Source organism: Nonomuraea sp. NPDC005650, from assembly GCF_040605375.1.
Taxonomy (GTDB): domain Bacteria; phylum Actinomycetota; class Actinomycetes; order Streptosporangiales; family Streptosporangiaceae; genus Nonomuraea.
The window spans coordinates 282867-304965 of record NZ_JBEXCR010000013.1 but is presented as its reverse complement, the minus strand read 5'-3'; the positions used below and the strand labels follow the sequence as shown (position 1 = coordinate 304965).

At 71.8% G+C, this 22099-nt stretch carries 22 protein-coding genes; 21 read left to right on the top strand and 1 reads right to left on the bottom strand.

Going from position 1 to position 22099, the window contains the following annotated elements:
- The 15 genes from ABZS69_RS24100 to ABZS69_RS24030 form a co-directional block, all read left to right on the top strand.
- Window positions 1-111: aldehyde dehydrogenase family protein (locus ABZS69_RS24100; protein ID WP_355376408.1), on the top strand; the 111-nt coding region annotated here is incomplete at its 5' end.
- The gene (locus ABZS69_RS24095; RefSeq protein WP_355376393.1) at window positions 104-925 is read left to right on the top strand and encodes an aldehyde dehydrogenase family protein; all 822 of its coding nucleotides are present in this window, start codon (window positions 104-106) and stop codon (window positions 923-925) included. The genes ABZS69_RS24100 and ABZS69_RS24095, both read left to right, overlap by 8 nt.
- A gap of 77 nt (window positions 926-1002) precedes the next feature.
- Window positions 1003-1944 (top strand): ribokinase, encoded by a 942-nt coding sequence (locus ABZS69_RS24090; protein WP_355376390.1) that lies wholly within the window; start codon window positions 1003-1005, stop codon window positions 1942-1944.
- Window positions 1941-2345, top strand: coding sequence for a D-ribose pyranase (rbsD, locus tag ABZS69_RS24085; RefSeq protein WP_355376387.1), 405 nt, complete (start codon window positions 1941-1943; stop codon window positions 2343-2345). Before ABZS69_RS24090 ends, rbsD begins: the two co-directional genes overlap by 4 nt.
- Before the next feature lie 13 nt (window positions 2346-2358).
- A complete protein-coding gene (locus tag ABZS69_RS24080; RefSeq protein WP_355376384.1) occupies window positions 2359-3852 on the top strand; it encodes a sugar ABC transporter ATP-binding protein in 1494 nt (497 codons plus the stop codon).
- A complete protein-coding gene (locus ABZS69_RS24075; RefSeq protein WP_355376382.1) occupies window positions 3849-4844 on the top strand; it encodes an ABC transporter permease in 996 nt (331 codons plus the stop codon). The genes ABZS69_RS24080 and ABZS69_RS24075 overlap by 4 nt, the downstream gene beginning before the upstream one ends.
- Before the next feature lie 11 nt (window positions 4845-4855).
- Complete coding sequence (locus ABZS69_RS24070; protein ID WP_355376379.1) at window positions 4856-5857, top strand: substrate-binding domain-containing protein; 1002 nt, start codon at window positions 4856-4858, stop codon at window positions 5855-5857.
- Window positions 5858-6080: 223 nt separating this feature from the next.
- A complete protein-coding gene (locus ABZS69_RS24065) occupies window positions 6081-6692 on the top strand; it encodes a TetR/AcrR family transcriptional regulator (protein WP_355376376.1) in 612 nt (203 codons plus the stop codon).
- A gap of 115 nt (window positions 6693-6807) precedes the next feature.
- Window positions 6808-8382, top strand: coding sequence for an ABC transporter substrate-binding protein (locus ABZS69_RS24060; protein ID WP_355376373.1), 1575 nt, complete (start codon window positions 6808-6810; stop codon window positions 8380-8382).
- Entirely contained in the window at window positions 8379-9326 is a 948-nt protein-coding gene (locus tag ABZS69_RS24055; RefSeq protein WP_355376370.1) for an ABC transporter permease, read from the top strand. Before ABZS69_RS24060 ends, ABZS69_RS24055 begins: the two co-directional genes overlap by 4 nt.
- Before the next feature lie 25 nt (window positions 9327-9351).
- Window positions 9352-10212 (top strand): ABC transporter permease, encoded by an 861-nt coding sequence (locus ABZS69_RS24050; protein WP_355376367.1) that lies wholly within the window; start codon window positions 9352-9354, stop codon window positions 10210-10212.
- The gene (locus ABZS69_RS24045) at window positions 10209-12221 is read left to right on the top strand and encodes an ABC transporter ATP-binding protein (RefSeq protein WP_355376364.1); all 2013 of its coding nucleotides are present in this window, start codon (window positions 10209-10211) and stop codon (window positions 12219-12221) included. Before ABZS69_RS24050 ends, ABZS69_RS24045 begins: the two co-directional genes overlap by 4 nt.
- Window positions 12218-13150: a formylglycine-generating enzyme family protein gene (locus ABZS69_RS24040; protein WP_355376361.1), complete on the top strand. Its 933-nt coding sequence runs from the start codon at window positions 12218-12220 to the stop codon at window positions 13148-13150. Before ABZS69_RS24045 ends, ABZS69_RS24040 begins: the two co-directional genes overlap by 4 nt.
- A gap of 20 nt (window positions 13151-13170) precedes the next feature.
- Complete coding sequence (locus ABZS69_RS24035) at window positions 13171-14739, top strand: sulfatase (protein WP_355376359.1); 1569 nt, start codon at window positions 13171-13173, stop codon at window positions 14737-14739.
- A gap of 100 nt (window positions 14740-14839) precedes the next feature.
- The gene (locus ABZS69_RS24030) at window positions 14840-16213 is read left to right on the top strand and encodes a sulfatase (protein WP_355376356.1); all 1374 of its coding nucleotides are present in this window, start codon (window positions 14840-14842) and stop codon (window positions 16211-16213) included.
- Window positions 16214-16256: 43 nt separating this feature from the next.
- On the opposite strand, the gene ABZS69_RS24025 is transcribed toward ABZS69_RS24030, so the two are convergent.
- A complete protein-coding gene (locus tag ABZS69_RS24025; protein WP_355376354.1) occupies window positions 16257-17441 on the bottom strand; it encodes an enolase C-terminal domain-like protein in 1185 nt (394 codons plus the stop codon).
- 101 nt (window positions 17442-17542) lie between these two features.
- On the opposite strand from ABZS69_RS24025, the gene ABZS69_RS24020 reads away from it, so the two are divergent.
- The 6 genes from ABZS69_RS24020 to ABZS69_RS23995 are packed head-to-tail and all read left to right on the top strand — an operon-like array spanning window position 17543 to window position 22070.
- The gene (locus ABZS69_RS24020; protein WP_355376352.1) at window positions 17543-18589 is read left to right on the top strand and encodes an alcohol dehydrogenase catalytic domain-containing protein; all 1047 of its coding nucleotides are present in this window, start codon (window positions 17543-17545) and stop codon (window positions 18587-18589) included.
- Window positions 18586-19320 carry an SDR family oxidoreductase gene (locus ABZS69_RS24015; protein WP_355376350.1) on the top strand — a complete coding sequence of 245 codons (735 nt, stop codon included), beginning with the start codon at window positions 18586-18588 and terminating at the stop codon, window positions 19318-19320. The genes ABZS69_RS24020 and ABZS69_RS24015 overlap by 4 nt, the downstream gene beginning before the upstream one ends.
- A 7-nt stretch (window positions 19321-19327) precedes the next feature.
- Window positions 19328-20293, top strand: coding sequence for a sugar kinase (locus ABZS69_RS24010; protein ID WP_355376347.1), 966 nt, complete (start codon window positions 19328-19330; stop codon window positions 20291-20293).
- Window positions 20265-21026, top strand: coding sequence for an IclR family transcriptional regulator (locus tag ABZS69_RS24005; protein WP_355376345.1), 762 nt, complete (start codon window positions 20265-20267; stop codon window positions 21024-21026). The genes ABZS69_RS24010 and ABZS69_RS24005 overlap by 29 nt, the downstream gene beginning before the upstream one ends.
- A complete protein-coding gene (locus tag ABZS69_RS24000; protein ID WP_355376342.1) occupies window positions 21013-21618 on the top strand; it encodes a bifunctional 4-hydroxy-2-oxoglutarate aldolase/2-dehydro-3-deoxy-phosphogluconate aldolase in 606 nt (201 codons plus the stop codon). The genes ABZS69_RS24005 and ABZS69_RS24000 overlap by 14 nt, the downstream gene beginning before the upstream one ends.
- Window positions 21615-22070 carry an MFS transporter gene (locus tag ABZS69_RS23995; protein ID WP_355376339.1) on the top strand — a complete coding sequence of 152 codons (456 nt, stop codon included), beginning with the start codon at window positions 21615-21617 and terminating at the stop codon, window positions 22068-22070. Before ABZS69_RS24000 ends, ABZS69_RS23995 begins: the two co-directional genes overlap by 4 nt.
- Window positions 22071-22099: the final 29 nt, after the last annotated feature.

The following is a 22099-nucleotide window of genomic DNA, read 5'->3' as shown; positions in this document are numbered from 1 at the left end:
GCCAACACGTTCAACAAATTCGATCCGGCCTCGCCGTTCGGCGGTTACAAGGAGTCGGGGTACGGCCGTGAGGGCGGGCTGCACGGATTGGAGGCGTATCTCGATGTCTGATCGGCGAGTGACCGTACGCAAGACGTACAAGTTGTACATCGGTGGAGCGTTCCCGCGCTCAGAGAGCGGCAGGTCCTACCCCGTGACGAGAACGGAGCACGCCGCCAGGGCCTCGCGCAAGGACGCCCGCGACGCCGTGGTGGCCGCGCGCAAGGCGTTCCCCGGCTGGTCCGGCGCCACCGCCTACAACCGGGGCCAGATCCTCTACCGGGTCGCCGAGATGCTGGAGGGCCGCCGCGCCCAGTTCGCCGACGAGCTCGGCGGCGGCAAGAAGGCGGCGCTGGAGCAGGTGGACGCCGCCGTCGACCGGCTGGTCTGGTACGCGGGGTGGTCCGACAAGATCGCCGCCGTGCACGGGACGGCCAACCCGGTGGCGGGCCCGTACCTCAACCTGTCCTCGCCGGAACCGGCCGGGGTGGTCGCCGTCATCGCGCCCGCCGAGCCCCTTCTCGGCCTCGTCGCCGCGGTCGCGCCCGTGATCGTCACCGGCAATACCTGCGTCGTGGTCGCCGCGGAGCGGGCGCCGCTGCCCGCGATCACGTTCGCCGAAGTGCTGGCCACCTCCGACCTGCCGGGCGGCGTGGTGAACGTCCTCACCGGGCACCAGGCCGAGCTGGCCCCGTGGCTGGCGGCGCACATGGACGTCAACGGGCTAGACCTCACCGGCGTGACGGCCCCCGAGCTGAAGCTGACCTGCGAGCAGGCGGCGGCCGAGAACTTCAAACGCGTGCTCACCGCGGCCGAGGACCGCGGAACGAGACGCATGACCGCGTTCATGGAGACCAAGACGGTCTGGCACCCCGCCGGGATCTGATCGACCCCGCACCCGCAAGGACACGGCGCATGGGCCGTGACCTCGGCTCACCCATCCCCGAATCTGGAGGAACCCCCATGGAACCCACCGGTGTTCTCGTCGTCGGGAGCATCACCGCGGACGTCACGGCGTTCAGCCGGCGGCTGCCGCGGCGCGGTGAGACCGTGCTCGGCGACGACTTCACCCTCGTCCTCGGCGGCAAGGGCGCGAACCAGGCCGTGGCCGCCGCCCACTCGGGCGCGCCGACCTGGATGGCCGCCTGCGTGGGCCAGGACCCGTTCCGCGACATCGTGCTGTCCGGCCTGGAGGCGCACGGCGTCACGCTCACCGAGGTCCGCACGGTCGAGGGCCGCACGGGCGTCGCCCACATCCGCGTGGACGCCTCCGGCGAGAACGACATCGTCATCACGCCGCTCGCCAACGCCTCCCTCGACCAGGCGATGGTCACGGAGAGCATCGAGCGCGTCCGCGACCGGGTCGGCGTCCTGCTGCTCCAGCTCGAGATCCGCACGGAGGTCGCCTGCCACGCGGCGCGGGAGGGCGCGGCGGCCGGGCTGACCGTGGTCCTGGACCCGGCGCCCGCCCAGGAGCTGCCCGACGACGTGTGGCCGTACCTCGACATCGTGACCCCGAACGAGAGCGAGGCCACCGTGCTGACCGGCGTCCAGGTCACGGACCTGGAGTCGGCGGAGCGCGCGGCGGCCTGGTTCCTGGAGCGCGGCGTGAGCCACGCGATCATCACCCTCGGCGCGGGCGGCGCCCTGTCGGTCACGAAGGAGCGCACCCGCCACTTCCCCGCGTACGCCGTGACGCCCGTGGACACCACCGCGGCCGGCGACGCGTTCACCGGCTTCTTCGGCGGCGCCCTCGCCGCCGGCCTCGACGTGGACACCGCCATCCAGTACGGCATGGCGGCCGGCGCCCTGGCCACCACCAAGGCCGGAGCCAGCCCCTCGCTCCCCGCCAAGGACGAGGTCGAGCCATTGATCAACACCTATATGGAAGGAGCCACCCGATGAGGCGCAACCAGGGAACGCTCAACGCCCAGCTCGCCCGCGTGATCTCCGAGCTCGGCCACACGGACACGCTCGTCGTCACCGACGCGGGGCTGCCCATCCCGAGAGACGTGGAACGCGTGGACCTGGCCGTCAGGGAGAACCTGCCGCGCTTCCTCGACCTGCTGGACGCGGTGCTCGACGAGGTGGCCGTGGAGGGCGTGGTGCTGTCGGAGGAGATCAAGCAGCACAGCCCGGACCTGCTGGCGGCCATCGAGGAGCGGTTCGACCGGCTGGGCCTGACCCTGGAGTTCCTGCCGCACACCGCGTTCAAGCAGGCCACCGCCGGGGCCAGGGCGGCCGTGCGCTCCGGCGAGTTCACCCCGTACGCCAACGTCCTGCTCACCGCGGGCGTCGTGTACTGATCGGGAGCCTGGCATGCATCTCCAGCTTGCCGATGTGCGCAAGTCCTTCGGCGACAACAGCGTCCTGCGCGGCGTCAGCTTCGACGTCGGTCCCGGCGAGGTCGTGGCCCTCGTCGGGGAGAACGGGGCGGGCAAGTCCACGCTCACCCGGGTGATCTCCGGCGCGCACCAGCCCGACTCCGGGCGGTTGCTGATCGACGGGACCGCGACGGTGTTCAAGGATCCGCAGGCCGCGATGGCGCACGGCATCGAGGTCATCTACCAGGAGTTCCAGCAGAACCTGTTCCCGCACCTCAGCGTGGCCGAGAACATGTACGTGCTGGACCGCGAGCGCGCCTTCGGCCGCCTGTTCGTCTCCAAGCAGCGCATGGCCGCCGAGGCCAGGGGAGCGCTGCGCCGCCTCGGCATGGAGATCGACGTGCATCGCCAGGTCGGCGAGCTGAGCGTGGCCGAGCGGCAGATGCTCGAGATCGCCAAGGCCATGACGCACGAGCTGCGGCTGATCATCCTCGACGAGCCGACCGCGGCGCTCGACGAGCAGGAGTCCGAGCAGCTCTTCGCCCAGGTGAACCGGCTGCGCGAGGCCGGCGTCTCGGTGGTCTACATCAGCCACCGGCTGGACGAGGTCTTCGCCCTGTCGGACCGCATCGTCGTGCTGCGCGACGGCCGGGTCACGCTCGACGCCCCCACCGGCGAGCTCACCCCGGCCAAGGTCGTCACGGCCATGGTCGGCGACGCCGTGGACGACTTCTACCCCAAGGAGCGCAACGCCGGGGACGAGGTGGTGCTGGAGGTGCGCGGCGGGGGCGGCGCCCGCTTCCACGACATCGATCTCCAGGTCAGGGCCGGTGAGGTGGTCGGCATCGGCGGCGTCGTCGGCTGCGGGCGCAGCGACCTGCTGCGCGCGCTGTTCGGCCTGCACCCGCTGACCGGCGGATCCGTGCTCGTGGACGGCTCCGGCGTGCGCGTCGCGAGCGTCCAGGACGCGATCGGCAGCCGGATCGCCTACCTGTCGCCCGACCGGCAGGCGGAGGGCCTGTGCATGGGCCAGTCGGTCGAGTCGAACGTGTCGCTGGCCTCGCTGAGCGAGTTCAGCTCCGGGAGCGGCATCGTAAAGCGAGGCAAGGAGCGCGCGGCCACCGGCGCGGTCATCTCGGAGCTGCGGGTGCGCGCCGCCTCGCCGTCCGCCCCGGTCAGCTCGCTGTCCGGCGGCAACCAGCAGAAGGCCCTGTTCGCCAAGTGGGTGATGACCAGGCCGCGGGTGCTGCTCATGGACGAGCCGACCCGGGGCGTGGACGTCGGGGCCAAGACCGAGATCTACCGGATCATCAACCAGCTCACCGCGGACGGCGTCGCCGTCCTGCTCGTGAGCTCCGACCTGCCCGAACTCGTCGCCATGTCCGACCGCGTGGTCGTGATGCGCGAGGGACGGCTCGTCGCCGAGCTGACCGGCGACGACCTCGACGAGCAGTCCATCCTCAAGCACGCACTGGTAGGTGCCGCATGACCTCCAAGCTCAAGACCGTCGCGGGCCGGCTGCGCGCGGTGTGGATGCTCCTCCTGGTAGGGATCGTCCTCTCGGTGGCCTCGCCGGTCTTCCTCACCCCGACGAACCTGCTCAACGTCGCGCTCGCGACCTCCGTGGCCGCGCTGCTCGCGGCGGGGCAGACATACGTGATCATCCTCGCCGAGATCGACCTGTCCGTGGGCTCGGCGCTCGGCTTCTCCGCCGTCGTCACCGCGCTGACGCTCGGCCCGTACGGGCTGATCCCCGCGCTGGCCGCGGGCCTGGCGACCGGGGCGGCCATCGGGCTGGTCAACGGCCTGCTCGTGACCAGGACCAGGATGCCGTCGTTCATCGCGACGCTGGCCACGATGTCGGTGTTCGCGGGGCTCACCCTGCACGTCACCTCGGGCAACCCCATCCCGGTGACGGACTACGACTTCCAGGGGATCGGGCAGGCCAGGTTCGCGGGCGTGCCGGTGCCGGTGTGGATCATGCTGGTGGCGTTCGGGATCTTCGGGTACGTCCTGGCCCGCACCCGCTTCGGCCGCTACGTCTACGCCACCGGCGACAACGTCGAGGCCGCCCGGCTGTCGGGCATCAGGGTGCACCGCGTCAAGATCCTCGCCTTCGTCATCAGCGGCGTGCTGGCGTCCCTGGCGGGGTTCATCATCACCGCCCGGCTGTCCACGGCGCAGCCGACCGCCGGCGCCGGGCTGGAACTGGACGCGATCGCGGCCGTCATCATCGGCGGCACCAGCCTGGCCGGCGGGCGCGGCACCCTGCTCGGCACCCTCGTCGGGGCGCTCGTCCTCGGCGTCATCGACAACGGGATGAACCTGCTCGACGTCTCCCCGTTCCTGCAGGACGTGGTGAAGGGCCTGGTCATCCTCCTGGCCGTCTTCCTCGACCGCAACGTGGACCTGCTGCGCAGGCTCGTGCCGCGCAGGGCCGAATCCCCCGTACGCACCCCCGAACTCGCCCAGCACATCTAGAAGGAACAGCCATGCGCACTCCCCGCAAACTCGTCGCCGTCGCGATCCTGGCCGCCGTCTCCCTTACCGCCTGCAGCCGGGGCGGCGAGGAGCCGGCCACCGGAGCCCCCGCGGCGTCCGGCAAGAAGGACGCCACGATCATCATGAGCACGCTCGGCAACCCGTTCTTCATCAGCGTGAAGGACGGCGCCGAGGCCCAGGCCGCCAAGAGCGGCATCACCCTGAACGTGCAGAACGCCGACAACTCCGACGCCACCTTCCTCAACCAGGCGACGACCGCCATCTCCAAGCAGACCGGCATCCTCATCCTCGACCCGGTGGGCAGCCAGTCCGCCAGCAGCTCCGTCACCCAGGCGAACTCGGCGAGCATCCCCGTGATGGCCTTCGACCGCAAGCCGTCCGGCGGCAAGCTGGCCACGTTCGTCGGCTACGACGCCGTCCAGGCCGGCAAGAACGCGGCCGACGCGCTGGCCGAGGCCGTCGGCGGCAAGGGCAAGGTCGTCGAGATCCAGGGCATCCTCGGCACCAACGTCGCCCAGGACCGCAGCAAGGGCTTCCAGCAGCAGATCGCCACGCACAAGGACATCAAGGTCGTCGCCACGCAGGCCGCCGACTTCGACCGGGCCAAGGCCCTGAACGTCATGACGAACGTGCTGCAGGCCAACCCCGACATCGACGGCGTGTACGCGGCCAACGACGAGATGGCCATGGGCGTCCTGTCCGCACTCAAGGCCCGCAACCTGGTGGGCAAGGTCAAGGTCGTCGGCAACGACGGCATCGCCGACGCGCTGGCCGCCGTCGCGGCGGGCGAGATGTACGCCACGAACGCCGAGTCGCCGTTCGCGCTCGGGCAGAAGGTGGTCTCGCTGGCCTCCGACGTGCTGGGCGGCAAGCAGGTGCAGGCCGACGAGACGCTGCAGGGCAAGCTCGTCAAGAAGGACAACGTGAAGGAGTACGCGGACTACCTCGCCGGCCTCGGCGACAAGTCCGGCGTCCCGGACAGCCTCAAGTAGAGGAGTCGCGCGCCGACCCGTTCACCGGATGCGACGAAGCCGCGCCGGTCCGCTCGCCGGGCCGGCGCGGCTTCGTCGTCGAAGGCAGGCATCGCCGGTGGAGGCGCCGATAAGTTACTGGTGAGTAGAGTCTTCCTTACCTACCGAGTACTCGGTAAGTTACGGGTAATTCACAGCGTAGTAACCGGACCAGTGCGCCGGTGGACGCCGGAGGGAGACACGCATGGCACGAGCGGAGACCGGCCGGGTTCGCCGCCCGGCTGCCGCGCGGCGGGAGCAGATCCTCGCCGTCGCCGCGGACGCGTTCGCCATCGCGGGCTTCCGGGGCACCAGCCTGGCGGAAGTGGCCCAGAAGGTCGGGGTTTCCCAGCCGGGGCTGCTGCATCACTTCGACAGCAAGGAAGCCCTCATCCTCGCGGTGCTCCAGCAGCGCGACCTCCAAGACGAGCAGTACGTCGAAGCGCAGTTCCAGGGTGAGGACGTCACCACCAGGGAATGGCTGATGGCGTTCTGCCGCCGCAACGAGACCCAGCCCGGCCTCGTCCGGCTGTTCACCGTACAGGCGGCCGAGAGCCTCGACCCGGCGCACCCGGCCCACGACTTCTTCTACCAGCGCAACCAGCGAGTCCGGGGCCGGATCGCCCGGCTGATCGTCGCCGACCAGGAGAAGGGGCGGATGTCCCCGTCCCTCGATCCGGCCGCCACGGCCGCCGAGCTGGTCTCCCTGATGAACGGCCTGCAACTGCAGTGGCTCCGTGACCCCGCGATCGACATGTGCGGGCTCTTCGAGACGAGTCTGCTGCGTCTCGAAACAGTCCCGACCACGAAGGCCTGACCTTCCGGAAACACCCCCCGGCGCCGCTCCCGCGCGGATCGGCGCGTCAGTCGGCATGACGTGAGCGCAGCCTGCCCACAGGCGGCGCCGTCCCCGGCTTATCAGGAGTACCAACATGCGCACAGGCATACAAAGCCGTCCACACTCCCGTTCAACTCTCCGAGTCCTGCTGGCGCTGACCCTGTCGTCCGCGTTGACGGCAGGCTGCCAGTCCGCGGTCAAGCTGGAGCAGCAACAGGCCGCCGGCGGGTCCACCGCGAGCTGTCAAGCGGGCGGCACGCTGGTGGTCGCGAGCGCCCAGCCGCCGATCCCCGGACGGGTCCTCGCCCAGGGCGCCGCGAACCTGTTCTGGGTACGCGGGGTCTTCGAGCCGCTCATGAGCGTCAAGGACGGTGACCTCGCGAACCCGGTGCCGTTGCTGGCGACCGCGTGGAAGGTCAGCGACGACGACCTGAGCGTCACGCTCAGCCTGCGCCAGGGCGTGACCTTCCACTCCGGCCGCCCCTTCACCTCGGCGGACGTGCTGTTCACCGTCAAACAGGCGCTCGAACCGGCGAGCCCGTCGAACGACAAGCAGATCATCAGCGGCTGGCAGATCGAGGCGACCGGCGACCACGAGGTGACGATCCGGTCCAAGACGCCACTGTCGCCCGTGCTGGCGAGCGTCCTCGACGACACGCCCATCGTGGACTCGGAGACGTACAAGGACCTCGCCGACGGCTCGAAGGTCATCGGGACCGGGCCGTACAAGGTCGAGCGCTACCAGCCGGGCGCCGAGCTCACGCTGGTCCGCAACGACCGCTACTGGCAGCAGGGCCTGCCCCACCTCGACCGCATCGACAACGTGGTCATCGCCGACTCGACCGCCCAGCTCGCCGCACTGCGGTCGGGGCGGGCGCAGCTGGCCTCCGGCCTGACCACGCAGGACGCCGCCACCGTCGCCCAGCAGGGCGGCAAGTTCCAGCTCCAGGAGGGCCAGCAGGTGCTGTACTCCATCGTCCTGGACACCGCGAGCGGAGCGTTCGCGAAGAAGGAGGCCCGCCAGGCCGTCGGGTGGGCCATCGACCGCGACCGCATCAAGCAGCAGGTCTTCAGCGGCATGGGCACCACCGCCGGCCTGGTGTGGCCGGCCGGAGCGGAGTACCCCAAGGACAGCGAGAACGCCTACCGCTACGATCCCGCCCGGGCACGGAAGCTGATCGAGGAAGCCGGCGCGAGCGGGGCCGAGGTGCCGATCACCATCATCAACAACCCGCAGCTGCAGGCCGTGTACCAGATCATCGCCAACAACCTCACCGACATCGGGCTCCGGCCGAAGCTGGTCGCGCTGGCCGCGCCGGACTACCAGGCACGGCTGGCCGCCGGTAAGGGCGGCACCTACCTGTCCTTCCGCGGGCAGGTGCCCAGCCCGTCGCTGGTGGCGCAGACGAACCCGGACGTCCGCCTGCAGGGTGCCCACCGCACCTTCGCCAGCAAGGAGTACACCGCCCTCGTACGGGGGGTGGTCGAGGCGGGCAGCGGGCAGGCCGGCGCGGAGGCGGTGCGGAAGCTGACCGAGTACATGCTCGACCAGGCGGTCCAACACGTGCTGGCGACGACGCCGGCCATCACGGTCAAGTCCACCGCCGTTCAGGGCTTCTCCCTGGCCTCCGGCGGCCTCCTCTCGCGTGAGACGTGCCTGGCCCGATGATCCGCTACCTGATCGGACGGGTCCCGTCGGTGGTCCTCGTGCTGCTGGCCACCACCGTGATCGCGTTCCTGATGCCGCGGCTGACGCCCGGCGACCCGGCCGCCGTGATCGCCGGCCCGGAGGCCACCCCTGAGATCATCGCCGCCATCCGCGCCCAGCTGGGCCTGGACCGGCCGCTGGTGTCGCAGTACCTGGACTGGATGGGCGGCCTGTTCTCCGGCGACCTCGGGCGATCCTTCCAGTACCGGCGACCGGTGGCCGAGCTGATCGCGACCCGGGTCGGGAGCACCGTGGAGCTGGCGGTGCTGGCCGGGCTGTTCCTGGCCGTGTTCGGGATCGGCCTGGGCGTGCTGGCCGGCTCCGCCCGCTCGCGGTGGTCGCGCCTGCTCACCGACGCCACGAACACCAGCCTGCTGGCCGCGCCGCCGTTCCTGGTCGGGCTGCTGCTGATCCTGGTGTTCGGAGTCGCGATCCGGCTGCTGCCCATCAGCGGCGAGATGTCGGTGCTGGAGAGCCCCGACCTGGGGTTGCAGTACCTGCTGCTGCCCGCGCTGGCGCTGGCCCTGCCGATGTCGGCCGGGGTGGCGCGGCTGGTGCAGACCTCGATGCTGGCGGTGCGCCAGGAGGATTTCGTCGACCTGGCAGTGGCCAAGGGCGTGCCGACCCGGCGGATCAGCGTCCGGCACGTGCTGCGCAACAGCCTCGGCCCGGCCGTGGTGGCGATCGGGATCCGGTTCGGCGACCTCCTGGCCGGGGCCGTGGTCATCGAGGCGATCTTCGCCAGGAACGGGCTGGGCCAGCTCGCCGTCTCGGCCGCGCAGAGCGCCGACTACGCGGTCATCCAGGTGCTCATCGTCGGCACGGTGCTCATCGCCGTGATCGCGCAGCTGCTGACCGAGATCACCCTGGCCGCTCTCGACCCCCGGATCCGATTGGGGCAGTGAAATGACGATTGCGAAGAGAGCGCCCATGACGGGGGAGGCACCGGTCCGGCGGCGACGCGAGCGCGGTGGCACGCTGGCCCGCTACGCGCAGGCCTTCCGGACCCCGAAGGGGATCGCGGCGGCGGCCCTGCTGACCCTGCTGGTCGCCCTGGCCCTGCTCGCGCCCGTGCTCGCCCCGGGCGGCTACGACCAGCAGGCCAGAGACGCGCTCGCCGGGCCGTCCGCGGCACACCCGCTGGGCACCGACGAGTTCGGCCGCGACCTCGTGGTCCGCACGCTGTACGGGCTGCGTACCGACCTGAGCCTGATCCTCACCGCGGTGCCCGTGAGCATGGCGATCGGCACGCTGCTCGGCCTGTCCGGCTACGTGTCGCGCAGGCTCGGCTCACTCACCCAGCGCGTGCTGGACATCATCCTCGGCTTCCCCGGCCTGATCCTGGGCATCATGATCGTGATGATGATCGGCGCCGGCTGGCAGGCGCTGTTCACGGCGATCGTCATCGCCGGCCTGCCCGGCTTCGGCCGGCTCGCCCGCGCGGGCCTGCTCGCCCAGCAGCAGCGGGAGTACGTGCTGGCGGCCCGGGTGCTCGGCGTGCCGCGCTCGACGGTGATGCTCCGCCACATCCTGCCCAACGTGATCGACCCGATCCTGGTGCAGGCCACCGTGTTCATGGTGGTCGCGATCTTCATCGAGGCCGGGCTGAGCATCGTCGGGCTCGGGATCAACCCGCCGAACCCGTCGCTGGGCGCCATGCTCAACGTGGGCGCCCGCTACATCGACGGCCTGCCCTCCTACGTGCTCGGCCCCGGCCTCGTCCTGCTGCTGCTCGCGCTGGCCTTCACCCTTCTGTCCGACGCTCTGAACCAGGCGGCGAACCGACGATGAACGACTCCCTGCTGGAGGTGCGCGGCCTGCGTACCCAGTTCGACACGCCGGACGGCGTGGTCCACGCGGTCAACGACGTGACGTTCTCGATCCGCCCCGGGCAGATCGTCGGCATCGTGGGCGAGTCGGGATCCGGCAAGTCCGTGGCCGCCCGCTCGATCCTGCGCATGGTGCGTTCCCCGGGACGGATCACGGCGGGGGAGGTGCGCTATCGCGACACGGACCTGCTGACCCTGCCGGAGAAGCGGATGCGGGAGCTGCGCGGCCGGGAGATCGCGATGGTGTTCCAGGACCCGCAGTCCGCGCTCAACCCCGCGATGACCGTCGGCGACCAGATCGCCGAGGCGCTCATCGTGCACGGCACCGGCAAGCGCGCGGCGCGGGAGCGGGCCCTGGAACTGCTGATCCAGGTCGGCATCCCGGACGCCGAGCGCCGGATCGACGACTACCCCCACCAGTTCTCCGGCGGCATGCGGCAGCGCGTCGTGATCGCGGTGGCCCTGGCCGGCTCGCCCTCGCTGCTGATCGCCGACGAGCCGACGACCGCGCTGGACGTGACCGTCCAGGCGCAGATCCTGCGGCTGCTCGGCCGGCTCCGCGACGAGCTGGGCATCGCCGTACTGATGATCACCCACGACATGGGCGTGGTCGCCGAGATGTGCGACGAGGTCGTCGTGATGTACGGCGGCCGGGTCATGGAACGCGGCTCCGTGGAGGCCATCTTCGGCCGCCCCGAGCTGCCGTACACGGCCGACCTGCTCGCGGCCATGCCCCGCATCGACGAGCACTCCGCGGGGCGGCGCCTGCCCGCCATCCCCGGCGCTCCGCCCGACCCCGCCCGCCTGCCGAAGGGCTGCCCCTTTCACCCGCGCTGCCGCCTGAGCGAGGACGTCTGCGAGCGGGAGATGCCGGAGCTGTCGCCGCGGGGCGACGGCGGGCACCTGGCCGCCTGCCACGTCACGCGGCGCGGCGCGGAGATCCCGCCGATGCGGACCGCCGCCGGCCAGGCGCGGCGCGACCGCAAGCCGGTGCCGCTGCTGGAGATCGACGGCCTCCGGGTGGACGTGGCCGCGGACCAGGCGCGGCTGATCCGGCGGCACCAGCCGGTGTACGCCGTCGACGGGGTCAGCCTCACGGTGTCCAGCGGGGAGACCGTCGGGCTGGTGGGCGAGTCCGGCTGCGGCAAGTCGACCCTGGCCCGCACCATCGTCGGCATCAACACGGCGGCCTCGGGCTCGATCCGCGTCGGCGACGGTTCCGGGCGGCTGCGGGAGACGGTGCAGTACGTCTTCCAGGACCCGTACGCCTCGCTGAACCCGCGCCGGACCATCCGCCAGTCCCTGGACGAGGCGCTCGCCGTGCGCGGGCTGCCGGCCGCCGCGCGGGGCGAGGAGGTGGCGGCGCTGATGGAGCGCGTCGGCCTCAACGAACGCCACCTCGACCGCTACCCACACGCCTTCTCCGGAGGGCAGCGCCAGCGCATCGGGATCGCCCGCGCCCTCGCGGCGCGGCCGAAGCTGCTGGTGCTCGACGAGCCGGTCTCGGCGCTGGACGTGTCGATCCAGGCGCAGATCATCAACCTGCTGGAGTCCCTGCGCGACGAGCTCGACCTCGGCTACCTGTTCATCGCCCACGACCTCGCGGTGGTGCGGCACCTCAGCGACCGGGTGGCCGTGATGTACCTGGGCCGGTTCGTCGAGATCGGCGACGCGGAGTCGGTCTACACCGCGCCGCAGCACCCGTACACGGCTGCGCTGCTGGCCTCGTCCCCGGTCCCGGACACGGCCGAGCGCACCCGGGAGCGGATCGTGCTCGGCGGGGACCTGCCCAGCCCCAGGAAACCGCCGACCGGGTGCCGGTTCCGCACCCGCTGCCCGATCGGGCCGCTGAGCCGCCCGGAACGTACGGTCTGCGTCGAGCAGGCGCCGGAGCTCACGCTCACGGCGACCGGACAGCTGGCCGCGTGCCACTTCGCCGGGGAACTGGCGGCCACCGGAGCGGTGGCATGAGCGGGTGCTGCACCCCCGGCCGCCCGTCGGCCGGCGCGTCGGCGGCGGTGGAGCCGCCCCGGCGGGCGGGGCGCGGGTCCGACGCCGGGATGGTGCGGCTTCCCGGCGGGCGGTTCCTGATGGGCACCGACGACGCCGAGGGCTTCCCCTCCGACGGCGAGGGCCCGGTCCGCCCGGTGGAGCTCTCGCCGTTCCTCATCGACCGCTGCGCGGTGACGAATGATGAGTTTTCGCGATTTGTGGACGAGACGGGCTACGTCACCGAAACCGAGCGGATCGGCTGGTCCTACGTGTTCGTCCGCTTCCTGAACCGGGAGCTGCGCCGGATCTCGCCGCGGCCCGAGGTCACCCCGTGGTGGGCGGCCGTACGGGGAGCGGACTGGCGCCACCCCGAAGGGCCGGGGAGCGGGCTGGAGGACCGCGGCGACCATCCGGTCGTCCACGTCTCCTGGCACGACGCCGACGCCTACGCCCGCTGGGCCGGCAAGCGCCTGCCGACCGAGGCGGAGTGGGAGTACGCCGCCCGAGGCGGCCACGACCAGCGGCGCTACCCGTGGGGCGACGAGCTCACCCCCGGCGGCGAGCACCTGGCCAACATCTGGCAGGGCCGCTTCCCGGTCACGAACACGGCCGAGGACGGCTACGCGGGCACCGCGCCGGCGCACGCGTTCCCGCCCAACGACTTCGGCCTGTACAACATGGCGGGCAACGTCTGGGAGTGGTGCGCCGACTGGTGGGGCACCGATCATCCCGCGCAGGCGCGGGACCCGGCCGGGCCCGCTTCGGGCACCGACCGGGTGACGCGCGGCGGCTCCTACCTCTGCCACGCCTCCTACTGCAACCGCTACCGGGTAGCCGCCCGCTCGCACAACACGCCGGACAGCTCCGGAGGCAACACCGGCTTCCGCTGCGCCCGCGATCTCGACTGACCTACACACGAAGGGTTTCCATGCGCGTCATCTACATCGACGTCGACACGCTCCGGGCCGACCACACACAGCCCTACGGATACCAGCGGCCGACCACACCCAACCTGCAGGCACTGGCCGACAAGGGCGTCGTGTTCGAGCGTTACTACTGCTCGGACTCGCCCTGCCTGCCCTCGCGCACCGCGCTGACCAGCGGTCAGTTCGGCATCACGAACGGCGTCGTCGGGCACTTCGGCGAGGCCGCCAGGTTCCGCCTCGACTCGGGCCACGGCAACCATCCGGAACGTCCGCTGCTCGGCCAGCGGCTCGGGCAGCACGGCTACTACACGGCCGCCGTGTCGATGTTCGCCGAGCGGCACCGCGCCTACTACTTCCTGGGCAACTTCCGCGAGTCGATCCGGGCGAGCAACGAGCTCAACGACGAGGACGGGCGAGACATCAACCGGGTCGGGCTCGACTGGATCCGCCGGCACGCGCACGAGGACGACTGGTACCTGCACCTGACGTACTGGGAGCCGCACACGCCGTACCTGACCGAGCCGGGCTGGACCGAGAAGGCGGCGGCCTCCGGTCCGCCACCAGCCTGGCCGGACCAGGAGGCCATCGACGGCCACGCGGAGGTCTACGGGCCGCGCAGCGCCCTCGACCTGCACTATTCCGTGCTGCCGCGCAGCTCCCCGGTCCCGCACAACATGCCGGAGGCCATCCGCACCCGCGCCGACTTCGAGCACCTCATCAACGGGTTCGACGGCACGATCATGTACTGGGACAGCCTGTTCGGCGAGCTGCTGGCCACGCTGGAGGAGCTCGGCATCGCCGAGGAGACCGCGATCATCGTGAGCGCCGACCACGGGGAGTCCTTCGGCGAGAACGGCTCCTACGCCGAGCACGGCCACGCCAACGAGCCGGTCCAGCGGGTGCCGCTGGTCGTCTACTGGCCCGGCGTCACCGACGACCTGCCCGAGGACGCCCGCCGCTGCGACGCCCTGCTGTACAACATCGACTTCGCCCCCACGCTGTGCGACCTGCTCGGCATCCCGATCCCGGGCGGCTGGCAGGGCGCCTCGTTCGCCGACGCGGTCCGCGGCTCCGCCATCCCGTCGCGCCCCTACCTGGTGCTCGGCCACGGCGCCCACACCTACCAGCGGGCGGTCCGCACCCGCGACCACCTCTACATGCGGACCTACCATCCGGGCAGCTTCCGTGCCGAGTGGGAGCAGCTGTTCCACGTCACCGACGATCCGCATCTCACCACCGACCTCCTCGACAAGGAGCCGGAGCTCGCGGCGCAGATGCGTACGCACCTGTCGGAATGGTGGCACACCTACGCGGGGCGGCCCGGCGCGCTGCCCGACCCGATGCAGACGACCCTGCAGGTCGGGCCGACCTACTACAACGACCCGGTCCGCTACATGGAGCACCTGCGCGCCACCGGCCGGGCCCACCTCGCGGACGACCTGGCGGAGCGGCTGTCGGCCGCCACCGGCGCCACGCCGGTCTCGTGGCACGCGGCGGAGGCCGCCTGGACGCCGGAGCGGCACGCCGCGTGGGAACGCAGGGTGGCCGCGGCCGACCGCAAGGGCTCCTGATGGCCGATCTGACCCGCCCGTGGAGGGGCGGATCCTGCTCGCCCGGGGCTCGGGGACGTCCGCGCCACCCTCGAAGTGAACGGCAGCCGAGGAGACCCGCATGCCACCGAACATCCTGCTGATCACCGCGGACGACATGGGCGGCGACACCCCGGGCTGCTTCGGAGGCCCCGCCGAGGTGACCCCCGCCCTGGACCGCCTCGCCGCCGAGGGGATGACCTTCGGGCGCGCCCACGTGGCCATCGCGGTGTGCCAGCCCAGCCGCTCCGCGATCATGACCGGCCGCTGGCCGCATCGCAACGGCGCGCAAGGCTTCGAGCCGATCGCCGGCGGAGTGCCGGTGCTCACCCAGGTCCTGCGCCCGGCCGGGTACATGTCGGGCATCCTGGGCAAGGTCGAGCATCTGCAGCCGGTGGAGGCGTTCGGCTGGGATTTCGTACGCGGCATGCGCGAGCTGGGGATGGGACGTGATCCGCGAGCCTACGGCGAGGCGGCGCGGGGGTTCATGGAGGAGGCGGCGGCGCGGGGCCGGCCCTGGTTCCTCATGGCCAACGCGCACGACCCGCATCGCCCGTACTCCGGCGGCCAGGACGAGCTGGACCGGTTCCCGGCCGAGGCCCGCGCCACGTACCCGGCCCCGTCGAAGGTCTTCGGGCCGGCGGACGACGTCGGAAGCGTGCCCGGCTTCCTCCCCGACCTGCCGGAGGTGGCTCAGGAGTACCGCGAGTACCTGAGCTCGTCCCGGCGCTGCGACGACGTGGTGTCCGAGGTGCTGCGCGCACTGGACGAGACCGGCGCCGCCGGGGACACGCTGGTGGTGTTCCTGTCGGACAACGGGATCGCCGTGCCGTTCGCCAAGGCCAACTGCTACCTGCAGAGCAGCCGGACCCCGCTGATCGTCCGCTGGCCCGGGGTGACCCGGCCGGGGCGGCGGGAGCAGACGGCGTTCGTGTCGACGATCGACCTGTTCCCCACGTTCTGCGCGGCGGCGGGCCTGTCAGAACCCGCCGGCCTGGACGGGCGGACCCTGCTCCCGCTGCTGCGCGGGCAGGCGCAGGGCGGCCGGGACGCGGTGGTCACGGTGTTCCACGAGACCGCCGCGAAGGGCCGGTACGAGATGCGGTGCCGCCAGGACGACCGATTCGGCTACATCTGGAATGAGTGGTCCGATGGCACCCGGGAGTATCGGGCCGAGAACATGATGGGACGCACCTGGCCCGCGATGCTCGCCGCCGCCTCCGGCGACGAGCGGCTGGCCCGGCGCGCCCGCTTCTACCGGCACCGGACCCCCGAGGAGCTCTACGACCTCCGGGCCGACCCGCATTCGCTGGCCGACCTGGCGCAGGACCCGGAGCGCCGCGAGGACCTGGAGGCGGCGCGGCAGGGCCTGCTGGCGTGGATGGCCGAGACCGGCGACCCGCTGCTCGACATCTACCGCGCCCACCTCCAGGTTCAGGGCGCGGCCGCCGGGTGACGTCGCCACCCTGTCGATCGCGTTCAAGGCGCTTTGACGGGGGTCAGGCCCAGTCGGCCAGCTCGGGCACGGCCTTCTCGTTGACCCGCAGCCCGATGCCCGGCTCGGCCGGCAGCTGCGGGACGCCGCCGATGACCTCGGGCTCGCCCAGGAACAGCGGCTCGACGCGCTGGTCGAGCCCCCAGTAGGAGGGGTTGGTGAGGTGCTCGATCCAGGTGCAGCCGGGCTGTGAGAGCACGACGTGGAGGGTGGCGGCCGAGTAGACGTGCGGGATGACCTCGATGCCGGCGCCCGAGGCCAGCTGGCAGACGCGGCGCAGCTCGGTGATGCCGCCCACCCGGTGGACGTCCGGCTGCAGCACGTCCGCGGCGCCCGCGTCGATGAGGTGCTGGAAGCCGTACCGGGTGAACTCGTGCTCGCCGGTCGCGATCGGTACCAGGCCGAGGTCGCGGAGCATGGCGTGGCCCTGGACGTCGTCGGGGATCAGCGGCTCCTCGACCCAGCGCAGCCCCAGCCCCGCCAGCCCGCGGAGCATCTGGGTGGCGAAGGCGCGGTCCCAGCCCATGTAGGCGTCGCTCATCAGCTCGATGCCGTCGTCGAGCTCGTCGCGGATCGTCTCGATGTAGCGCAGGTTGGCGAGCAGTCCCCGCCGCCCGTCGGCGGGGCCGTACGGCCAGTTGGCCTTGACCCCGGTGTAGCCGCGTTCGGCGTAGTCGCGCGCCATGCGCCGCACCTGGGCCAGGTCGTCGTCAGGCTGGACCTTGCTGGCGTACGCGCGGACCGGCATGCCGTGGGGCCCGCCGAGCAGCTGGTAGACAGGCCGGCCGAGCGACTTGCCGAGGGCGTCCCAGATCGCGATGTCGATCGCGCTGATCGCCTCGACGGCGGCGCCCTTGCGGCCGTACACGATGGATGAGCGGTAGAGCTGCTCCCAGACCTGCTCGGTCGCGTGGGCGTCGAGCCCGGTGGCGATGCGGCCGAGGTGCTCGTTGACCATGATGGTGGCCGCGCCGATGCCGTCCTCGCTGTAGCCGAGCCCGGTGGTGCCGTCGGCGAGCGTGACCCGGACCACGACGATGCCCTGCGGCCAGGTGTACCAGGACCATCCGTCGCCGCGGCGCGCGAACTGGTTCATCGGGCTCGGCCCGCGGACGCTCTTCTGCTGTTGCCAGAAGTTGCCCCACATCGACCGCGCCACGTGCCGCGCTTCGACCCGGATGATCTCCATCTTCCACTCCTTCGAGATGCCCGGCCTATCGTATGCCGACCTGTCGGCTATATTGCAAATGCAGCATTGGTGTTGCAATATGTGCAACGAGGAGTGTTTGAATGCAAGTGATCACGTGGGCGGAGGTGGATCGGCTCGGCCGGCAGGACGTCCCGATCCCGGAGCTCTCGGACGGGCAGGTCCTGGTCAGGGTGTCGAGAGCCGGGATCTGCGGGTCCGACCTGGCGATCCTGCGGGGGCAGCACGCCCGCGCCCGCACGGGGACGATACTCGGCCACGAGTTCGCGGGCACGGTCGCCGAGTCCAGGTCGGACCAGGCGCCACCGGTGGGGACCCAGGTGGCGGTGCGCCCGCTGATCGCCTGCGCCGACCGCGGCACCGTCCCGCCGTGCCGGGCCTGCGCGTCCGGCAACTCCCACGTCTGCCGGTCGCTGGGCCTGTACGGCGTGGACGAGCCGGGCGGCCTGGCCGAGTTCGTCGCCGTACGGGCCGCGGCGCTGCATCCGGTGCGGCAGGACGTCGCCCCTGAGCTGGTGGCGCTGGCCGAGCCGCTGGCCGTGGCCGTGCACGCGGTCTCGCGCTCGGGCCTGAGCGGGGGCGAGTCCGTCGCGGTGTACGGCGGCGGCCCGATCGGCCTGTTCACGGCCCTGGTGGCCAGGCATCGGGGAGCCGCGGACGTGGTGATCGTCGAGCCGAACGGCTGGCGGCGCGGCGTCGCAGAAAGCTACGGCTTCCCGGTGCTCGACGCCGGACCCGGCACGCCGGCCGCGATCCGCGACCGCACCTCGGGCGACGGCGCCGACCTGGTCTTCGACTCGGCCGGGCATCCGTCCGTGGCCAGGCAGCTGACCGAGGCCGCGCGCATCCAGGGCACGATCGTGATCGTCGGCGTCTACAAGTCGCCTCCCGAGGTGGACCTGCGGACGGTCAACTTCGCCGAGCACCGGCTGATCGGCACCCGCGTCTACTCGCGCGACGACTTCGCCGCCGCCGTGCGGCTGATCGAGGACGACGCCCTGGGCCTGTCCGGCCTGCCCGTCACGACCTTCCCCGCAGCCGAGTCGGCGCGGGCGTTCGCGGCGGCGGGCAAGGGCGAGGGCAGCGTCAAGGTCCTGATCGACCCGTCGGTGAGCGGAGGCGCGCGATGAAGGGCGCGTGGGTGATCGGCGGCGGCACCGGCATCGGGCGGGCGACCGCTCTCAGGCTGGCCCGCGACGGCTACCGCGTCACGGTCTCGGGCCGCCGCGAAGGCCCGCTGCGGGAGACCGCCGAGAAGATCGTCGCCGCGGGCGGCCAGGCCCGGGCGGTGCCGGTGGACGTGACCGGCGACGCCTCCGTGTCCGCCGCCCACGCGGAGGCGGGGCCCGTCGAACTGCTCGTCTGCTCGGCCGGCACCAACGTGCGGAACCGGTGGTGGTCCGACCTGACCAGCGCAGACTTCGCCCGCGTCGTCGACACGAACCTGAACGCGGTCACCCGCTGCGTGCTCAGCGTCCTGCCCGGGTTCCGCGAGGCGGGCTTCGGCACGGTCGTCGTCGTGTCGTCGTGGGCGGGCTGGCAGTTCATGTCGGCCGCCGGAGCCGCGTACGGGGCCAGCAAGACGGCACTCGGCGCGCTCGTGCAGTCGCTGAACGACCAGGAGGGACGGCACGGCATCCGCGCCACCCACCTGTGCCCGGGCGAGGTGGACACGCCCATCCTGCGCACCAGACCGGTGCCCGTCCCGGAGGAGGAGCTCGCGCGGATGCTGAGCCCCGAGCACGTCGCGGACGTCATCGGCGCGGTCGCCGCGCTGCCGCCGAAGGTGTGCGTCAACGAGCTCGTCGTCACGCCCGTGTGGAACCGCATGTACGTCGACTCCAGCGCCTACGAAGGGTGAGCGGCCGATGAGACCCGCGGACGTGCTCGCGATCGGCGAGACCATGGTGATGGTCACCCCGACCCCGGGCGGCCGCCTCGACGCGGACAGCGCGTTCATCCTGCGCCCCGGCGGCGCGGAGTCGAACGTCGCCGCGCTGCTGGCCCGGCTCGGCCACACCACGGCCTGGGCGAGCGCCGTCGGCCGTGACCCCCTCGGCGACCTCGTCCTCGACGCGCTGCGCGAGCACGGCGTGGACGTCGGGCTGGTCCGCCGCGACGACGAGCGGCCCACCGCCGTGTACTTCAAGGACCCGGCCGCCTCGGGCACCCGCGTCTACTACTACCGGAACGGCTCGGCCGCCTCGGCCATGACCGTGGCCGAGGTCGCGGGCTGGGCCGCGCGGCCGTCCAGGGTCACGCACATCTCCGGCATCACGGCGGCCATCTCCCCGCAGTGCCTGGAGCTGACCAGGCACATCGTGTTCGACCGGCCGCTGGGGCCGGCCGCGGTCAGCTTCGACGTCAACCACCGGCCGCGCCTGTGGAACGGCGCCGACGCCTCCGCCGTGCTGCTGGAGCTCGCCCAGCGCGCCGACATCGTCTTCGTCGGGCGCGACGAGGCGGCGGCGCTGTGGGGCACCTCCGACGCGGAGAGCGTGCGCCGGCTCGTCGACCGGCCCGCGTACCTGATCGTCAAGGACGCCGCGATCGAGGCGGTCGCCTTCACCCCGGCGGGCGTGCACCGGGCGCCGTCGACGCGGGTGGAGGTGCTCGACGCCGTCGGCGCGGGGGACGCGTTCGCGGCCGGCTGGCTGAGCGGGTTCCTCGACGGCCGCGACGAGCTCATCCGCCTGCGGCTGGGCCACTACGCGGCCTCCCGCGTCCTGGCGTCCCCGGCCGACCTGGCCGACCTTCCTCCCGCCGGCGAGATCGTCTCGCTGCTCGAACAAGGAGCACACCAGCATGTCGCAGACTGTCGCACGTGCGATTGACATCGTCGGGTTCGTCTCCCAACGTCACCGCACGCTCGGCGAGATCGCCGATCACCTCGGCGTGCACAAGTCCACCGCGCTGCGCCTGCTGCAGACGCTGGAGGAGGGCGGTTTCGTCCGGCGCGTCGCCGGCGGCATGTACGGCATGGGCTTCCAGCTCATCGCCCTCGGCCAGCTCGCGCTCGACCAGGTCGAGGCCCGCTCGCTCGCGCACCCGATCCTGCACGGCCTGAGCGAGCGCTACGGCCAGACGATCCACCTGGGGGAGCTGGTCGGAGACCAGGTCATCTACGTGGACAAGATCGACGGGCGCGGCACCGTGGCCATGGGCTCGCGCATCGGGCTGCCCGCCCAGCCGCACACTGCGGCCGTCGCCAAGGTCATCCTCGCCTACCAGGACGCCAAGACCTGGGCGCGGGTCATGGAGCGCACCACGTTCACCCGGTTCACCCCCACGACGATCACCACCGCCGAGGCGCTGGAGGCGGAGCTCTCCCTGACGAGAGAGCGCGGCTGGGCCGAGGACGACGGCGAGCACGAGGACTACATCAACTGTGTGGCGCTGCCGGTCTTCGACGCGCGCGGCAAGGTCACGCACGGCATCTCCATCACCGCTCTGCGAGCGGTCGTACCGCTGGACGAGCTGCGCGCGTACGTCGACGACCTGCGCGACGCGGCCCACGAGATCTCCAAGAGCCTCGGCTGGGGAGGAGACAAATATGGACGCCGATGACTTCTTCGGCACCCACCTGGACCGCTGCCCGGTCCTGGGCATCTTCCGCAACCTCGACCCCGCGGCCACCGTGGCCATGTGCGAGCGCGCCTGGGCGTTCGGGGTCGAGCTCATCGAGGTGCCCGTGCAGACGCCCGACGCGCTGCCGTCGCTGCGCGCGGCGCTGGACGCCGCCCGGGCCGAAGGCAGGAGCGTCGGAGCGGGAACGGTGACCACGGCCGAGCAGCTGACCGCCGTCAGCGACCTGGGGGCCGCGTTCACCGTCGCGCCCGGCCTCCACCCCGAGGTCGTGGCGCTGTCGCTGCGGCTCGGGCTGCCGCACCTGCCGGGCGTGGCCACCTCCACGGAGATCGCCACCGCCCTGGCCCACGGATTCACCTGGCTGAAGGCGTTCCCCGCCGCGCAACTCGGGCCGGACTGGATAAAGGCGCAGCTCGCGCCGTTCCCCGGGGTCCGTTTCGTCGCGACGGGCGGCGTCGACGCGGGCAACGCAGCAGCCTTCCTGGCCGCGGGCTGCAGGGGAGTGGCCGTGGGATCGGCGCTGAGCGATCCGGACGCGCTCGAACGGCTGCGCCGGGTTACGGATTCTTGACAGCGACGGGCTCCAGCGTCTTCGCCGTCCCCCTGTTCGGCAAGCTCGCCGACCGCATCGGGCGCGGGCCCGTCCTGATGGGCGGGGCCATCTTCACCGCCCTCTACATCGGCCCGTACTTCCTGCTGCTCGGCACCCGTCAGCCGGTGCTGATCATCATCGCGATGGCCGTCGCGTACGGAGTCGGGCAGAGCGCCATGCTCGGCTCGCAGTCGGCGTTCCTGTCGGAGCTGTTCGAGACGCGCTACCGGTTCACCGCGATCGCGACCTCTCGCGAGATCAACGTCATGCTGCTCGGCGGCACCACCCCCTTTATCGCCACGGCTCTCGTCCAGGCGGCCGGTGGCTCGCCGTGGCTGGTGATCGTGTTCGCGGTGGTGTGCCAGGTGCTCACCATCGCCGCCGTGCTCATGTCGCGGCGGCTGCCGCAGCCGGCGCCGGTGGCCGCCTAGGGGTGCTCTGCCGGTACGTGTCACACCAG

Coding starts and splice junctions, on each gene's coding strand:
- ABZS69_RS24065 (WP_355376376.1), top strand. CDS start 6,081: ATGGCACGAGCGGAGACCGGCCGGGTTCGCCGCCCGGCTGCCGCGCGG.
- ABZS69_RS24050 (WP_355376367.1), top strand. CDS start 9,352: ATGACGGGGGAGGCACCGGTCCGGCGGCGACGCGAGCGCGGTGGCACG.
- ABZS69_RS24045 (WP_355376364.1), top strand. CDS start 10,209: ATGAACGACTCCCTGCTGGAGGTGCGCGGCCTGCGTACCCAGTTCGAC.
- ABZS69_RS24090 (WP_355376390.1), top strand. CDS start 1,003: ATGGAACCCACCGGTGTTCTCGTCGTCGGGAGCATCACCGCGGACGTC.
- ABZS69_RS24000 (WP_355376342.1), top strand. CDS start 21,013: ATGGACGCCGATGACTTCTTCGGCACCCACCTGGACCGCTGCCCGGTC.
- rbsD (WP_355376387.1), top strand. CDS start 1,941: ATGAGGCGCAACCAGGGAACGCTCAACGCCCAGCTCGCCCGCGTGATC.
- ABZS69_RS24055 (WP_355376370.1), top strand. CDS start 8,379: ATGATCCGCTACCTGATCGGACGGGTCCCGTCGGTGGTCCTCGTGCTG.
- ABZS69_RS24080 (WP_355376384.1), top strand. CDS start 2,359: ATGCATCTCCAGCTTGCCGATGTGCGCAAGTCCTTCGGCGACAACAGC.
- ABZS69_RS24075 (WP_355376382.1), top strand. CDS start 3,849: ATGACCTCCAAGCTCAAGACCGTCGCGGGCCGGCTGCGCGCGGTGTGG.
- ABZS69_RS24015 (WP_355376350.1), top strand. CDS start 18,586: ATGAAGGGCGCGTGGGTGATCGGCGGCGGCACCGGCATCGGGCGGGCG.
- ABZS69_RS24060 (WP_355376373.1), top strand. CDS start 6,808: ATGCGCACAGGCATACAAAGCCGTCCACACTCCCGTTCAACTCTCCGA.
- ABZS69_RS24010 (WP_355376347.1), top strand. CDS start 19,328: ATGAGACCCGCGGACGTGCTCGCGATCGGCGAGACCATGGTGATGGTC.
- ABZS69_RS24095 (WP_355376393.1), top strand. CDS start 104: ATGTCTGATCGGCGAGTGACCGTACGCAAGACGTACAAGTTGTACATC.
- ABZS69_RS24035 (WP_355376359.1), top strand. CDS start 13,171: ATGCGCGTCATCTACATCGACGTCGACACGCTCCGGGCCGACCACACA.
- ABZS69_RS24040 (WP_355376361.1), top strand. CDS start 12,218: ATGAGCGGGTGCTGCACCCCCGGCCGCCCGTCGGCCGGCGCGTCGGCG.
- ABZS69_RS24020 (WP_355376352.1), top strand. CDS start 17,543: ATGCAAGTGATCACGTGGGCGGAGGTGGATCGGCTCGGCCGGCAGGAC.
- ABZS69_RS24030 (WP_355376356.1), top strand. CDS start 14,840: ATGCCACCGAACATCCTGCTGATCACCGCGGACGACATGGGCGGCGAC.
- ABZS69_RS24005 (WP_355376345.1), top strand. CDS start 20,265: ATGTCGCAGACTGTCGCACGTGCGATTGACATCGTCGGGTTCGTCTCC.
- ABZS69_RS24025 (WP_355376354.1), bottom strand. CDS start 17,441: ATGGAGATCATCCGGGTCGAAGCGCGGCACGTGGCGCGGTCGATGTGG.
- ABZS69_RS24070 (WP_355376379.1), top strand. CDS start 4,856: ATGCGCACTCCCCGCAAACTCGTCGCCGTCGCGATCCTGGCCGCCGTC.